Below are 15939 nucleotides of genomic sequence, written 5' to 3'. Positions count from 1 at the left end.
GAGAATCTATCTTCTCTTCTAAAATTCAATTTTGTTTATTTGCAACTCTAAGCATTGCCACCTACTTTTATTTATGAACTTTATTGCCTTTTTTTCTAAAATTAAGTACACTACTTTGGTCCTTGTTATGGTTATTATAACCGTAATTAGTACTTTGGCATTGAGTTATTTAATTACCAATGAAATTACAATTGTTAGTGAAGATATTGCTAAGCGTAATTTTAGAGAAAAGTATGATGATGTATACTCAGAATTAACTCGTTTTGAGAACTTTTTAGGACGAATAGAAACAATTGTAGAAAATTCTAAATCTGTAATAGAGCTTCAAAACAATTTTAATACTTGGGTTTCTTTTCAGCCCGAAGAATTAGACTCTCTTATTTCCTGGCAACAAGTTTCATTTACTCAAAAATCTGCTTCAGAAACGTCTATAGCAATACTGCAAGACACTGTTTTTTCTGTAGCAAAAGCAAACAAGCCTTTATCAGTTATAAAAAAACAAAGTGTTATTGTACCAGTTAATAAAGGATATGTTTGGCGTAATAAACTTACGTTGCTAAATGCTGCAAAAGACTCATTGTTTTTAGGGTATGATATTCCTTTGGTTAACCTACAAAAGTATTTTGCCAATGTAGATTCTAAGTCAATAAACTACGCTTATGTTTTTAATAAAGAAGGTTTAATTTTATTACACCCAGATGAAAATTTACTTGGTAAAAGTGTGTTTTTATTTAACTCTATTGGCCCTAAAGATACATTGGGCTTAACAACAGATAAACAAGTGCCAAGCGTTGTAAAATCTGAGTACCTGCAGTTAGATGTTATTCGATACTTGCAACCTTTAAAGTTAAAAGAAACCTCTTGGTATATAGCTGTTAGTTCTCCTAAAAATATTAGTGAAGAAAATGTTACAAAAATTAGACAGTATACTTTTTTAATTTATGGCATTTCTACAATGCTACTTCTCTTTGTTTTTTACTTTTTTAATCAGCTTATAAAAAAACAATACATAGAAAAAGAGCGATTGTTAAAAGAAAAAAATAGGTTAGTTGTGCAAAAAGAGATAGCAGAAAAAGAGAGTTCTTTTTTACAATTACAGCAATTAAAAGAACAAATAAACCCGCACTTTTTATTTAATGCGCTTAACTCTTTATATATGTTAATAGATGTAAATAAAGAGAAGTCTAAGATTTTTGCGTTAAAACTATCAAAGCTATATCGTTACTTTATTTCGCCACCAGCAAATAATATTACTTTGGTTAAAAATGAGTTAGAACTTTTAGACGAGTATATTTATTTGCAACAAACGCGTTTTGGTAAGAGCTTGCTTGTTACTATTTTGGGTGATGCTAGTTTAGCAAAGGATCATTACATTCCGTTTTTAGCATTGCAAACACTTGTAGAAAATGCAATTAAACATAACACAGCAACTAAAGTTAAACCACTTACAATAACTATTAATTTAGGTGTAGATGAAATTGAGGTTGTAAATAACTACCAACCAATAGCAACTCCTCAAGAAAGTAACCACTTTGGAATAGACTATCTAAAAAACATTTATGCTTATTATAATGTAAATAATTTCACAAATTATCAGAAAAATTCGCAATACATTTGTCATTTGCCTTACATAATTATTAAATAATCCATTCACTCCTTAATAATATCCACTCACTCTTCTTTTTTTGTGAGTATTTAGTAAAACCTAGATTTTTAGGCAAAATTATCACATAATTATGCGTAAAAATCAGTTTGCATTTATAGCAAAAATAATGCTGTTTATTCTTTTTTTAGGAAGTACAATTAGTGTTTCTGCTCAAAAAAACAATAAAAAAGACAAAGAACAATCTAAAGATAGCCTAAATAAAGGGTATAAAGATTATGCTAAGCTTATAGAAAAAGCGACTTTAACTAAAGGCTTATTCTCTGTTATAAAAACTGATAGCGATTATTATTTTGAAATTCCTGATAGCCTTTTTACAAGACAATTTTTAATTGTAAATAAAATATCTCAGGTTCCTTTAGCAATAAATGAGCACGGTTTAAACAAAGGAATGAATTATGAAAACAAACTAATTACTTTTCATAAAGACAGTCTGTCCAAAACAATTTGGGTTAAAACTAGTAATCCAATGGTTTCTTCTCCAAAAGATGACGCTATAACCTTATCTGTAAAAGATAATTTTGCAGAATCTATTATAGAAAAGTTTGATATTGAAAGCTACAATCCTAAAACAAATGCGCCTTTAATTAAGGTAAATAAGGTTTTTAATGGTAAAGAAAAAAGCTTTAATGATGTACTTAATAATGTTGGTTTAGGCGGTAGCGTTAAAAGCGATTTATCATACATTCAAAAAATAAAGTCGTTTCCAGAAAATGTTGTAGTTAAGTCTCAGTTAACCACAACGGTTAATGAAGGTGGGCCAGCTATGTACGTTACATTAGGGGTAACTAGCAACATAGTACTGTTGCCAAAAACACCAATGCAAGCAAGAGAATTAGATAAACGTGTAGGTTACTTTACAGAAAAGCATTGGTCTTTTAATGACAAGCAACAAGCAATGCAAAAGCAAGAGTTTATTACCAGATGGCGTTTAGAGCCTAAAGCTGAAGATGTAGAGAAATATACAAATGGTGAGTTGGTAGAGCCTAAAAAGCCAATAGTATATTATATAGATCCTGCAACACCTAAACAGTGGAGAAGTTATATAATACAAGGTGTAAAAGATTGGCAGGTAGCTTTTGAAAAAGCAGGTTTTAAAAACGCAATTATAGCAAAAGAACCAGATGCTAATGATAAAGATTTTGATATAGATGATGTACGTTACTCTGTAATTACTTATGCAGCATCACCACAAGCAAATGCTATGGGGCCATCTGTTGTAGATCCAAGAAGTGGAGAAATTATTGAAGCAGATATTATTTGGTGGCATAATGTAATGACATCTTTACAAAGTTGGATGCGTATACAAACAGGACCAATAGATAGCAAGTCTAGAGGTAATGTTTTTAATGATGCACATATGGGAGAAGCAATTAGGTTTGTATCTTCTCATGAGGTAGGGCATACATTTGGATTAAAACACAATATGGGTGCTTCGCATAGTTTCCCTGTAGATTCACTACGTTCTAAAAAGTTTACAGATAAAATGGGTGGTACAGCACCATCAATTATGGACTACGCTCGTTACAACTACGTAGCGCAACCAGAGGATAATATTACGTCAATTACACCAAAAATTGGAGTTTATGATACATACGCAATTCAATGGGGATACAAATGGTTTAAAAATAAGACTGATGAAAAACGCGAACTTCAAAAACTAGTAAATAGTCATAATAACGATCCGCTTTATTTTTACGGCGAACAACAATCTTATAAAAACACTGTTGATCCTAGGTCGCAATCTGAAGATTTAGGAGATAACGCAATGCTTGCTAGTACTTACGGATTAAAAAATTTAAAACGAGTAGCTAATAATCTTGAAAAATGGACTTACCAAGAAGGTGAAGACTATTACAAAACAGGCAAATTATATTTGGGAGTTATAGGACAGTGGAATATGTACAATGCACACGTAACAAATAATGTAGGCGGTGTATATTTAAATACTATACAACACGGAGATGGTAAAGAGAGTTACCAGCCGGTTTCTTATCAATTACAAAAAGATGCAGTTGCTTACTTAAATAAAAACGTATTTACATTACCAGAGTGGTTGTTTTTTAATCCGGTTTTAAAACATACCTATGCTATAAAAGACTCTCCTTTTGGTCCGTTTGAGCAAACACCATATACTTTAGCAAGAGCATTACAGTATGATGCTTTATATAATCTTTTACAAGACGAACGTTTGTTGCGTTTGGTAGAAGCTAATTTATATAACCCAGAAAAAGCACCACGCTACTCTGTACAAAACTTATTTACAGACTTGCGTTCACATATTTTTAGAAATACAAAAAAGGGTAAGTCGCTTGAGTTGGTAGATCGTATGGTGCAAAAAAATTATGTAGATGTATTGCTTGTTGGAACACAAAAGATCATGGAAAAAACCACAGTTAAAAATAGTGCTGCACTAGATCTTCATTTAGATGGTAGTTTTTGTTCGGTTGCTTTAAACGAAAAAAATAAGGCACGTAATATTAATTATACCTCTATGAAGCGTACATCAGAGATAACATCATACAAAAGACAAGAGTTGCAAAACGTACTACAATTATTACAAAAAAAGAAACGAAAGGGTGATGCTAATACGCAGGCACATTATAATGATTTGATTTATCGTATTAAAAACACTCTAAAATTTTAACTTTAAACCCTAAATACCAATTTTTTTATGAATAAATTCCTTTTTACGTTATTCTTTGTTGCTGTTACCGCAGCGTGGGCACAGGATACGAGAACAATTACCGGAGAGGTAATAGGAGCAGAAGATGGTATGCCTTTGCCTGGAGCATCGGTTTACGTATCTAAAAACATGATTGCCAATGAAACTGGCGTTGCTGGTGTCATAGAAAATACATCTATTGGCGTTGTTGTAGATTTTAATGGTAAGTTTTCATTAAAACTACCAATAGGAGTAACTCAGATTACAGTTTCTTACTTAGGCTATCAAACCAAAACAATTAACCTAACAGCATCTAGTAGCTATACTATTTCTTTAAAAGAAAATGTAGATAGTTTAGATGAGGTTATTTTAACAGGATACCAAAAGGTAGAAAAAAGAAAACTAACTTCTTCTGTTGCTAAGGTTAAGATGGATGACATTGAGCAGATTGGTGTTTCTAGCGTAGACCAATTGCTACAAGGACAAGTTGCAGGTGTAGTTGCTACTACGCAAACCGGAGCTCCTGGTGCACCAGCAAAAATTAGAATTAGAGGTACAGCTTCTTTATCTGGTCCACAAGATCCATTGTGGGTTGTAGACGGTTTGCCATTAGATGGTAATGATGTACCAGATTTTAGTGATAAAGATAATATAGACCAATTACGTAATTATGCTATTGCTGGTTTAAACCCTAGTGATATAGAAGATATTACCATTTTAAAAGATGCTGCTGCCACTGCTATTTATGGTGCTAGAGCGGCAAATGGTGTTATTGTTGTAACTACAAGAAGAGGTAAAAGCGGAAAAATGAGAGTTAACTTTTCTGCAAACACGTTTTTTTCTGCAAAGCCTAATTTTGATGAGTTAAACCTTATGAACTCGCAACAAAAAGTAGATTTTGAACTTGGTTTAGCGGCACGTACAGATTTAGATTTTAGAACTAATAAAGGTGAGGTTGCACGTATTTTAAGTAATTCTGGAGAGTTAGGAACGTACCAAACTAATGGTTTTTCTTCATTAAGTACGGCTACACAATCTCAAATAAATGCATTAAAAAATAACAATGCTAACTGGGGAGATTTGCTATATCAAACTAGTGTAAACACACAGTATAGTTTAGGTATTTCTGGTGGTACAGATACATCAGACTACTATTTTTCATTAGGTTATTATGATGAAGAAGGTACTACTATTGGTACTGGTTTAGAGCGTTACAACATCACCCTTAAAAATAATTTTGATATTAGCGACCGTTTAAGTGCTGGTGCTTCTGTTTTTCTTTCTCAGTCTAAAAAAGAATCATACTTAACAGGTACAGATGCTTTTACAAACCCTGCAAATTATAGCAGAAACGTAAACCCGTATTTTACTCCTTACACGGCAGATGGGTCTTACAATTACGATCAAGATATAGAGGGTACAGATGGTAGATACGTGCCTTTTAACTTTTTAGAAGAAAGAGAAAACACTGCGTACAGTTTAAAAAATCAGGCTGTAAAAGCAATTTTTGATGGTGCTTATAAAATTACAAACGATCTTACTTTTTCTACACAATTAGGTTTACAGTTTGATAAAACTAGTACGGAGAAATATGCAGCAGAGGAGACTTATTTTTCTAGAAAAGAACGCGAAAAAAGTAGGCGTTATGACTCTAGCATAAGCGATTATTATTACTTTTTGCCAGAAGGGGGCATTATACAAAACTGGAACGAAGACTTTTTTCAGTACAACTGGAAATCTTTATTAACGTATGATACTAGTTTTGGTAAACATGAAATAGAAGGTTTATTGGGGTCTGAGTTTAGACGATCTAAGTTTACCAACATTATGAGTCGTGGTTTTGGGTATAACAAAAACACTCTTACTACTACGCCTATAATTTTCCCTAATGAAGATACTGCTAATGAAAGTTCGTATCAAACTTATGATAAAACTACAGCGGAGAATGCATACGCGTCTTTTTACGCTACAGGTTCTTATACTTATGATCGTAAATACACATTTTTTGGTAGCGTACGTTATGATGGGTCTAATTTATTTGGTGTAGATCCTAAATACAAATATTTACCATTATGGTCTGTTTCTGGATCTTGGTTGGCTAGTGAAGAGGACTTTTTAAAAACAAGTGATGTTATATCTAATCTTCGCTTTAGAGGATCTTATGGTTTACAAGGTAATATAGACCGTAACACATCTCCTTTTGTTATAGGTGAGTATAACAAAACAAGTATTTTACCAGGAACTTCTGAAGAAACAATTGTGGTAACATCTCCACCAAACGCTAAGTTACGTTGGGAAAAAACAACTAATACCAATGTAGGTATGGACTTAGGCTTGTTTAATGGAAGAATTAGTATTGCCGCAGATGTATATAAACGTAACAGTACAGATTTAATTGGCTTACGTTCTGTGCCTTTAGAAAATGGATTTGAGTTTACAAACTTAAACTGGGCAGAGGTTACTAATAAAGGGTATGAGATTAGTTTGTCTACCAGAAACATTGTAACCAAAGATTTTTCTTGGACAACAAACATTAATATATCTCACAACAAAAGTAATGTAGACAAAATACAGGTTAGAGATAATAGCTTTTTACCATCTAGAGAAGGTTTACCGGTAAATGCAGTATTTGCTTTAAAAACTGCTGGTATAGATGAAAGTGGTTACCCATTATTTAAACGTGGAGATGAGGTAGTCTCTGCGGTAGAGTTGTTTAAGTTAACAGACCCTTGGGCAGATTTTTTCCCTGGATTTATAACAGAGTCTGGTTTAACTAATGAAGAGTTTAGAGATTTATTTAGTTACGTTGGTGATCAGGATCCTAAATATAGTGGTGGTATCATAAACACTTTTAAATATAAAAACTTAGATTTTACAGTTGCTGCTAACTTTAATTTAAAGCAGACTGTGGTAGAACGTCAGCCATATAACGGTACACAAATAGATCGTGGTCAAAATTACTCTGCTAGAGTTTTAAATGCGTGGTCACCAACAAACACAACTAGTAATTTACCTGGTATTGTAGGGGAAACATCTGGAGCAGATGGCTCCTGGATGGCTTACAAGTGGTTTAGTGGTATAAACCCAATAGAAACTATGCCACTATTAGATACTTGGGTAAAAGAAATGAGTTATATAAGAATTAATAGTATGCGCGTAGGCTATAGTTTTCCTAAATCCTTAATCACGAAGTTAAATATAAGTAGCTTCCGTTTAAACCTAGAAGGAAAAAATTTATTGGTATTTGGGTCTAATTATGATGGTTATTTTGATCCTGAGACTTACGGAAATATCTATGCACAACCTATTTCAAAAACTATTGCTTTAGGTTTAAATGTAACTTTTTAAAAAATTAAATTATGAAACAAATACATATATACACACTAGCAATACTTACCTTTTTTATGGTAAGTTGTGATGATTATTTGGAAATAGAACCAGAAGGAAAAGTTATACCAGAAAGTTTAGAGGAATTTAGAGCAGTTTTAACTAAAGGCTATGATATTTTTCCAGAGCAAAAATCTAGAGTAGCTTACAGAACAGATGAATTGGTTTTAGATGAAAATAGTTTCGATTTTCCATCTTACAAAGATGTTTATACTTGGAAAGATGCAAATCCCGATCCGCAAACTGCTCCTTATCCATACATACAAATGTATAATTCTATTTTCTACGCCAATCACGTAATAGAAGATGGTAAAGATAAAATTGAAGATTCAGAAGAAAAAAACCAATTGCTAGGTGAAGCTTATGCGCTTAGAGCTTATGCACATTTTGACTTGGTTAATCTTTATGGCAAACCTTATAATGCTACTACGGCTAGTTCTGATACAGGAGTACCGTTGGCACTAGAAATAGATCTAGAGCAGGTATTTACACCCGTGTCTGTAGAAGCGGTTTATAGTCAAGTTTTAAAAGACATAGCAACATCAAAATCTCTTTTAAATGTTACAAAGTTTGACGCAGGTTTAAATTATAGGTTTACAAAAACAGCAATTTTAGCCTTAGAGGCTAGGGTGCATACCTATATGAATAATAGTGATGCAGCTTTAACAGCTGTAAATGCAGCTTTATCATTAAACAAAGAACTTGTTAATTTAAATGATACTCCAGAATTGCCAAACACGTTTACATCTGTAGAGTCTATTATGGCTTTAGAAGATGTTTTTGATTCTAGCGTAAGAAATAGTTCATTTATTTCTGATGACTTACTAGCTATTTATGACACAACAAATGATTTAAGATTTGGATTGTACTTTAATGTAGATGGTAGTAGTTACAAAGCAGCTAAAGGTGGAGATCAAAAGTTTAAGTGCTCGTTTAGAGTATCAGATTTAGTGTTGTTAAAGGCAGAAGCACAAGCTAAATTAGGTGCTTTAGATGATGCAAAGGCAACCTTGTTAGCATTTATGCAAAACCGTTACCAAAGTGCTCATATGACTAGTTTAACAACAGGTATAAATGCAATGTCTGCTAATGAGTTTATGCAAGAATTGTATACAGAGCGTTGGAGAGAATTAGCACTTGAAGGTCACCGTTGGTTTGATTTAAGAAGAAGTAACCAAAAAGCAATTACACATAGTTTAAGTGGAGAAGATTTTCAGTTAAGTGAAAATGACCCACGATACATTTTACCATTCCCTGCGGATGCAAGATTAAATAACCCGGAATTATAATATTACGAGTTAGTCAGCGAGCAATTATTGTTCAACTAAACCCGATATTTTTATCGGGTTTTTTTATTTTTATGCAAAAAATAATATGCTTATAGTTGTAGTAGAAGATGAAGATTTGGCAGCAGATTATTTAATTGGTTTGCTAAAAGCGCAAAGTGTTGTGCCTGTAACTAAAATAATACATTTGAGTTCTGTGCAAGAAATGGTGTCTTTTTTTAATAGTACACAGCCAGACTTAGTATTTATGGATATTCATTTGGGTGATGGTAAAAGTTTAGAGGCTTTTACACAAACAAATATTACTGCTCCTATAGTTTTTACCACTGCTTATGATGATTATGCCATACGCGTATTTAAACACTTTACAATAGACTATTTGCTTAAGCCTTTTGAAGCTAAAGATGTGTACAAGGCATTACAAAAGTATACGCAGATAAAAGAAAATTTTTCATTCTACAACACTGCAAAATCATTAGAGGTCTTAGATAGTAAAACACAACAAGAACGCTTTTTAGTACAGTCTGGTCATCAACTAAAATCTATAGAAAGTGCTGAGGTGGCCTTTTTTTATAGCGAAGGAAAAAACCTCTTCTTATTTACAACCACATCTGAAAATTACTTGTATAAAGACACGTTACGAGATATATCAGAAAAACTAAACCCTGAAGTCTTTTTTAAGGTAAATAGAAATTATATTATACATATAAATGCGATAAAAGAAATTGTAAAGCATAGTCCACAAAAAATAGAATTACATTTAAAAGTTACACACGCAAGCACAAAACCTATTTTAGTAAGCAAGTTTGAGGTTAAAAACTTTAAAATATGGTTAGATAAGTAGCTATTTGGTGTCTAAAGTTTTTTGCTAAATAATAACCTTGCCCCACGCTCTTTAGAGGTAAACTGGCGTACCATTTGTAAGTCTAGCTTTTCTAAAACTCTCCTGGACGCGTGATTCTCTGGGCTTGCAGTGGCTAAAATTTCGTTTAAATTAAGCTCATTTTTTGCGTAATCTATCCAAAATTTACCTATTTCTGTAGCAATACCTTTTCCCCAAAAATTATCGTCTAATATAAAACCAAACTCATAACTTTCTTTACCAAGATAATTACATTTTAATAAACCAGATACACCAATAAAAGCATTGTCTTCTTTATTGGTTAAACACCAGAAACCAACAGTTTCGTCTGTTGTGGTAATAAAATCATCTTCAACTATTTTTTGAAGCTCGTTAGCTGTTAAAACACGACCTTTTAAAGTGTTTTGCATTACAAGTGGGTTTTTGCAAAACAAGTCTTCTAGGGGTTTTTTGTAGGTTGTACTTAAGGGCGTAAATTGTATTCTTTGACTTTGTAACATTCTAGTAAAATACAACTTTATTTTTAAACTATAACGTTTATTTGTAGAGGGTGACTTAAATTTTCTACTCTTTTTGTTCCGTTAAAAACGGATTGTACATCATAATAGCATTGTTAGTAACTAGTAGTTTTTCAGTTTGCTCTCCGTTTATATCTTCAATTTGTACAATTTGATTATGACGAGAATAACCACCCCAAAACTGTTGTTTTATAATGTGATTGCGCTCTTCAATAGTATAATTAGCATTAATTTTTTCTTTAGAAACTAGTTCTCCGTGCAAATGAGTATCATCTAACCATAGGTGTATCTGAAAATTATTTTCAGTTTCATTTTTTACCTGTAAATCTATATAATTATAAGACAATGTTGCGCCGGCTCCAAAGGGTACTTTACGATTAATATCAGGGAAAACATCAAAACCGTGTCTGTACCTTTCTGTAACTGTAAGAGGTGAGTGTGCAAATACCCAAAACAATAAGTTACCAAGCTGACATAAGCCACCTCCTGTGTCTTTAGCAATTTGCCCTTGACTTAGAATTAAACCTTCTAAATATCCTTTGCGCTTTGTTGGTCTTCCCACTAATTTCCAAATAGAAAATGTTTCATTTGGTTTAATAATAACAGTATTTATGTGGCTAATTGCAATTTCTAAATTCTTTCTCTTGTTTTCTTGTAAATACATATCTACATCTTTTAACGGACGTAGAATCATAGATTGATGTTTAAAAACTGAATTGTTAAATAGAGTAGTACTTTTAGTAGTTGCCCACTTTTTATTAGATGACAACCAATGATATTTTCTCTTTAAAATAAAATATTCTTTACCTAATAGTTGCCTTAACCTGCTTCTGTTTATGGGTTTCTGTATTTCATTCATTTAAAGACAAACTAAATTTTGTACAAGTGACTAAGTTATAAATATAGAGAAACTTTTTTTAAACAATAAAGCCCCAGATATTTCTGGGGCTTTAGATAGTAGCATATAGGTGTTAATGTATGGGGATTAACTAAAATTCTTCGTGAGAAAGTTCCATATTTAACATAGAACCAGCAACATTACCAGAACGTACCGCGTTTGCAACAGACCTAAATCTTGTAGTATTATCTCCGCAAGCATAAACTCCGTGTATATTTGTTTTTTGCATATCATCTACTTGTATATAACCTTGGTCTGTAAGTACACAACCTATTTCTTGTGGTATGTTTGTATGTTGTTTAAAGTCTATTTGAACATAAATGGCATCAAAATCTTGTTTAGTATTATCGTTATAAATTACATTTTTAACCGCGCCGTTTTGGTGTTCTATCTCTATTATTTCTTTTTCAATTATAGCAATGTTATTCTTTTTTATGTTTTTTAATTGTTCTGTGCTAAAGTTATGCTTGCCTTGTGTAATAATTGTAAGCTGCTTACTTAAATTATGTACTAATGGTATTAGGTGATAGGCTTTATCTCCGTTAGATAAAATAGCTGTTTTTTTGTTTTTAAATTCATAGCCATGGCAATAAGGGCAATGAATAACAGATTTTGCCCAAGTCTCTTTAAGGCCTTTAATTTCTGGTAATATGTCTTTTACGCCAGTGGCAATAATTATTTTTTTTGCATTGTAGGTGGTACCAGATTGCGTGTTTATTCTAAAACCATCTGTTACTTTTTTAGCACTTATGGCGGTATCAGAAACTAGCTTAACGGTGTTATAAGCTAATACCTGTTTCTTTGCTTTTTCAGCAATTACGTGTGGTTTTTCTCCGTCTTGAGTTATAAAGTTCTGAGAATGTGGTGTATCTCTATTGCAAGGTTTGCCTGCATCTATAATTAATACATTTCTAAGAGAGCGACCTAAAGTCATTGCGGCAGATAAACCAGAGTAACTACCGCCAATTATTATTACGTCAAATATTTGTTTTTGTCTCATAGGATTTAGTTTAGTAATTGCAGATACAGATAGTGGAATTGCTATAGTTGTTAAAGCCAAAGCACTTAATTTAATACTTTCTCTTCTTTTCATATCCGAAATTTTTTACAAATATAATATAATTTGCTTCTAATGCAACTACGTCGCATTAGTTATTGCAAGTTTGTCGCACTAATTAATTTTGGTTAGTTTTGTTTAATGAAGAAACGCAGAAATACAGAGACAAAGGATGCTGTTTTAAAAGTGTTAGAAAATGCAGGCAAAGCATTAAGTAGAGATGCTATTGAGCAAAAAATTTCTATTGATATAAATAGAGCAACGGTTTATAGAGTTTTAAATAGATTTTGTGAAGACGGAGTTTTACACAAAGTAGTAGCAGAAGATGGTAAGCAGTACTTTGCAATTTGTCTAAACTGTGAAGAAAAGTTGTTACAAGAACAGCATTTTCATTTTAAATGTACCAAATGTGATACTATTGAATGTTTGCATATTGCTGTAAATTTTTCGGCTCCTACTGGTTATGCTGTAGAGGGTGTTAATTGTATTGTAACCGGTGTTTGTAAAGATTGTACCTAAGTCAATTTATCTGTTTTAAATAGCTTATCCCATAAAATAGTGTAAAAACCATAGTTTTTACGAAACAATTTGTGATGATTTTTGTGAAAGTAATTGGTAGTAAATATTAAAAAGTAAGGCTTACTTAATTTTGTGTTTAAATGTGTTATAACACCGTAAAACCAGTTAAAAATTAGAAAAGCTATAAACCCATAAATATTTAATGTAAACAACAAAGCAACTACCGTTAGCAATAAGCCAAATAGTATAGATTCCCAAGGAGACATATAATACAGGCTTACAATATTAAAACGCTCTGTATGCTCATGATGCTGCAAGTGAATTGTTTTTATAAAGCTAATATTATGTGATGCCCAATGTAAAGCATACATTAGAACATCTAAAAATAGAAACAGAATTAAAAAACTAAGCCAAGGGCTATCATCAGTAAATACAATAAAGCCTTTTATCCACAAAATATATCCAGGAATAGCAATTAAAATATTAATAAATAGGGTTAGGATAGATGATAAGACTTCTTTTTTTGTAATGGTAGATTGGTGTTTGTATACTTTGTTCCACACCAGGCTTATGCCAATATTTAAAAGATATCCAGCAATGTTTAAGCCAATTAGTAAAGAAAAAAATGTTGTAAAGTCTTTAAGGTTCATTTACTAATTTTAGAAGTGGATTATCTTTATTAAATATACTATTATTTATACTGATAATTTAATACCTTCTGTAACCATACCTGTACCGATTATAGCAAGTATTAAGCCCATTAACTTACCTATTACCGAAATTAAATTATCGCCTACTTTTTTTACAATTACATCACTTAAAGTAAAGGCTAAATAAGTAAGCATAATCATTAAACCAAATATAAGAATTACTATTCCTATATGGGTATAACTGGCATTGGTAACATTGTTCATTGCTGTTACAATAGTTCCTGGTCCAGCAAGTATTGGTATTGCCAAAGGGGAAATACCTACATTGTTGTCTTCTTCTGTGTTGTTGCTGTGTATTTTAGATTTTTTTGACATTAGCATTTCAAAGCCAACATAAAAAATAAGAATACCGCCAGTTATTTTAAAAGCAGGAATTGTAATGCCAAATAACTCAAAAATATATTTACCTGCTATAATAAATGCAGTTACAATTATAAATGCAGTAATAGTAGCTGTTTTAGCAATTTTCTTTTTATTCTCTTTACTTTTTTCCTCCGTAAGGCTCAAAAAAATAGGCGTGTTAGCAATAGGATTCATAATTGCAAAAAAGCCCATAAAAACGCTTAAAGCAAAGGTAACTAGGTCTGGCATAGCATTTTATTTGGTTGTAATTTCGAATTTTTTTGTTTAAAATAATTATATCTACTATTTATATAAATATAAGTGTTTAATTAGGCATAAACCTATTAAAAGATTGCCAGTATTTGTCCTTGTAAATATCAAAATCTAGGTCAATTATATTTTCATATTCTTTTTTTATTTTATGTAAAACTTTAGACGGTTTTCTAAAGTCTATACAAGCAAAATATACTTCTCTGGTGGATTCTGCTGTTTGTCTACCTACGTTTAAAAAACCATCAGAATCCTTTAAATCTGCTGTTATTTTATCTTCAATTTCATTTAACAATTGGTAGGTGTCACTGTCTGGCATACCGTTATTATTATCACCATCGTATTTTATTTCCATTACGGCAATCCAAGGATGAGACGCTTTGCTATCCCAGGCTAGTAAATCTGTATTTATAACAGCAATTAATGGTAATCCGTTTTTTAAAGTAGCCTCTAAACTAGAGTAGCTATCGTTATCTGTATTATGCCTTAAGCCTTTGTATTTTTCTACAAATTCTTTTTCTCTCCATATTAAAAAGTCTTTAAGCTTTTCTAAAGGAACTAAATCAGATTCTGCATCTTTAGGGTCAATAATAGTTACGTTGTCTATTTTGGTAATAGAGTTTAATTCGCCTAATGAATGATCTAAAGCAAGGTATACACCATTTGTAATTACAGGTCTATCTTCCTCGTTAAAATCTTTATGGGTAATAGTAATATCTATTTCATCGGGCATATATTGGTGTTCAGTAGCGTAAAAGTTCATTTTTTCATTATTAAACTCATAGTCTTCCATTTTAATTCCAAACTGTCCTAGATCAGACGGTTGTTTAAGAGCCGTTATTTTCCAGTTTTTCATTTTAGGAGCTGCAGCTACCAACTCTTCAACAAATACTATGTTTTTTATAACACCGTCTGCTGTTAAAATTAATTCTGCCGTGTTATCATCAAACATTCCTGCTAAAAACCAAAAACCATCTTTAACCTCTTCTAGTTTTGGTGTAAGTTTTTCAAAAAAATCTTTATTTACATTTCCATTATCTTTTATAATATTGTAAAAATCCTGTTGGTTTTGAGTAAACCATTTCCAAAAATCTTCATAAGAGTTTATAGGGTCTTCTTTTGATTTAAATAGTGATTTTAAAAAGCTCATATATTTTAGTATTTTATTGCTTGTAGTAAATATAAGAATTTTAAACAGGTGGTTATTTCCTGAAAATTTTGTTATAAAAAATTAGCTATCCATATGCTTGTGTTTTACAAATGAATAGCTAATTTATATATGTTTTATGTTATTATCTAGAGATACTAGTTGTGCCTTGGCAAGTCCATTGCGTTTCTGTATCATTATAAGCTGTAAACGTATTTGTGCCTGTAAAGTTACCTGTATCTTCAGAAAAAGTATAGTTACCTACAAATTTTCGCTTACTTCCAGAAGGTAAGGTGTAAATAGTCTCTAATGTTAAATTATTACCATCTATAGTGTACATAGAGCTAGATAGATAACCAGGATCTTTAAACTCTATTGTGTTATTTTCTAAAAACTTAAACGCATAAGGATCTCCTGCTTCTAAATCGTAATCATTATCACAGGTTTCTCCTAATCTTTGAAAAAGCCAAGAGCCCTCTAAAACAGTTTCTTCTAAGCTTTTTGGAGAATTGTCGTCGTCAGAAGAACAAGAAAATAGTAGTGTGGTAAATAGTAGCGTGAAAAATATTTTTTTCATATTGTAATTATAGTTTAATTGGTTAAACACAATTAACG

Annotated in this window: 13 protein-coding genes; 6 read left to right on the top strand and 7 right to left on the bottom strand. The window is 31.7% G+C overall.

Features of this window, described 5'->3' with window-relative positions:
- Positions 1-73 precede the first annotated feature (73 nt).
- The 5 genes from Q4487_RS09290 (at position 74) to Q4487_RS09270 (ending at position 9845) form a co-directional block, all read left to right on the top strand.
- Positions 74-1645, top strand: coding sequence for a histidine kinase (locus Q4487_RS09290; protein ID WP_303539820.1), 1572 nt, complete (start codon positions 74-76; stop codon positions 1643-1645).
- Positions 1646-1736: 91 nt separating this feature from the next.
- Positions 1737-4310, top strand: a complete 2574-nt coding sequence (locus Q4487_RS09285) for a zinc-dependent metalloprotease (RefSeq protein ID WP_303539823.1) — start codon at positions 1737-1739, stop codon at positions 4308-4310.
- A 27-nt stretch (positions 4311-4337) separates the two neighbouring features.
- The gene (locus Q4487_RS09280) at positions 4338-7676 is read left to right on the top strand and encodes a SusC/RagA family TonB-linked outer membrane protein (RefSeq protein WP_303539824.1); all 3339 of its coding nucleotides are present in this window, start codon (positions 4338-4340) and stop codon (positions 7674-7676) included.
- Positions 7677-7687: 11 nt separating this feature from the next.
- Positions 7688-9004, top strand: coding sequence for a RagB/SusD family nutrient uptake outer membrane protein (locus Q4487_RS09275; protein WP_303539826.1), 1317 nt, complete (start codon positions 7688-7690; stop codon positions 9002-9004).
- An 85-nt stretch (positions 9005-9089) separates the two neighbouring features.
- Positions 9090-9845, top strand: coding sequence for a LytTR family DNA-binding domain-containing protein (locus tag Q4487_RS09270; RefSeq protein ID WP_303539829.1), 756 nt, complete (start codon positions 9090-9092; stop codon positions 9843-9845).
- 11 nt (positions 9846-9856) lie between these two features.
- Here Q4487_RS09270 and Q4487_RS09265 read toward each other — a convergent pair whose 3' ends face one another.
- From Q4487_RS09265 to Q4487_RS09255, 3 genes are all read right to left on the bottom strand, one after another.
- Positions 9857-10363: a GNAT family N-acetyltransferase gene (locus tag Q4487_RS09265; protein ID WP_303539831.1), complete on the bottom strand. Its 507-nt coding sequence runs from the start codon at positions 10361-10363 to the stop codon at positions 9857-9859.
- 64 nt (positions 10364-10427) lie between these two features.
- Entirely contained in the window at positions 10428-11240 is an 813-nt protein-coding gene (locus Q4487_RS09260) for a VanW family protein (RefSeq protein ID WP_100894275.1), read from the bottom strand.
- A gap of 130 nt (positions 11241-11370) precedes the next feature.
- Positions 11371-12372: an NAD(P)/FAD-dependent oxidoreductase gene (locus tag Q4487_RS09255; protein WP_336622655.1), complete on the bottom strand. Its 1002-nt coding sequence runs from the start codon at positions 12370-12372 to the stop codon at positions 11371-11373.
- Positions 12373-12477: 105 nt separating this feature from the next.
- Here Q4487_RS09255 and Q4487_RS09250 point away from each other — a divergent pair, with 105 nt between their 5' ends.
- Complete coding sequence (locus Q4487_RS09250; RefSeq protein WP_303539836.1) at positions 12478-12855, top strand: Fur family transcriptional regulator; 378 nt, start codon at positions 12478-12480, stop codon at positions 12853-12855.
- Here Q4487_RS09250 and Q4487_RS09245 read toward each other — a convergent pair.
- The 4 genes from Q4487_RS09245 to Q4487_RS09230 all read right to left on the bottom strand — a co-directional run bounded on the left by Q4487_RS09245 (position 12852) and on the right by Q4487_RS09230 (position 15901).
- A complete protein-coding gene (locus Q4487_RS09245) occupies positions 12852-13505 on the bottom strand; it encodes a sterol desaturase family protein (protein WP_303539838.1) in 654 nt (217 codons plus the stop codon). The genes Q4487_RS09250 and Q4487_RS09245 overlap by 4 nt on opposite strands.
- 45 nt (positions 13506-13550) lie before the next feature.
- The gene (locus Q4487_RS09240; RefSeq protein WP_303539839.1) at positions 13551-14156 is read right to left on the bottom strand and encodes a MarC family protein; all 606 of its coding nucleotides are present in this window, start codon (positions 14154-14156) and stop codon (positions 13551-13553) included.
- Between the two features lie 76 nt (positions 14157-14232).
- Positions 14233-15327, bottom strand: a complete 1095-nt coding sequence (locus Q4487_RS09235; protein ID WP_303539841.1) for a DUF695 domain-containing protein — start codon at positions 15325-15327, stop codon at positions 14233-14235.
- 142 nt (positions 15328-15469) lie between these two features.
- Entirely contained in the window at positions 15470-15901 is a 432-nt protein-coding gene (locus Q4487_RS09230; RefSeq protein WP_303539843.1) for a hypothetical protein, read from the bottom strand.
- Between the last annotated feature and the right edge of the window lie 38 nt (positions 15902-15939).

The organism is Cellulophaga sp. 3_MG-2023 (assembly GCF_030546975.1).
Classification (GTDB): Bacteria; Bacteroidota; Bacteroidia; order Flavobacteriales; family Flavobacteriaceae; genus Cellulophaga.
The sequence above is the reverse complement of the archived record's forward strand: the minus strand, read 5'-3'. Positions and strand labels throughout refer to the sequence as shown.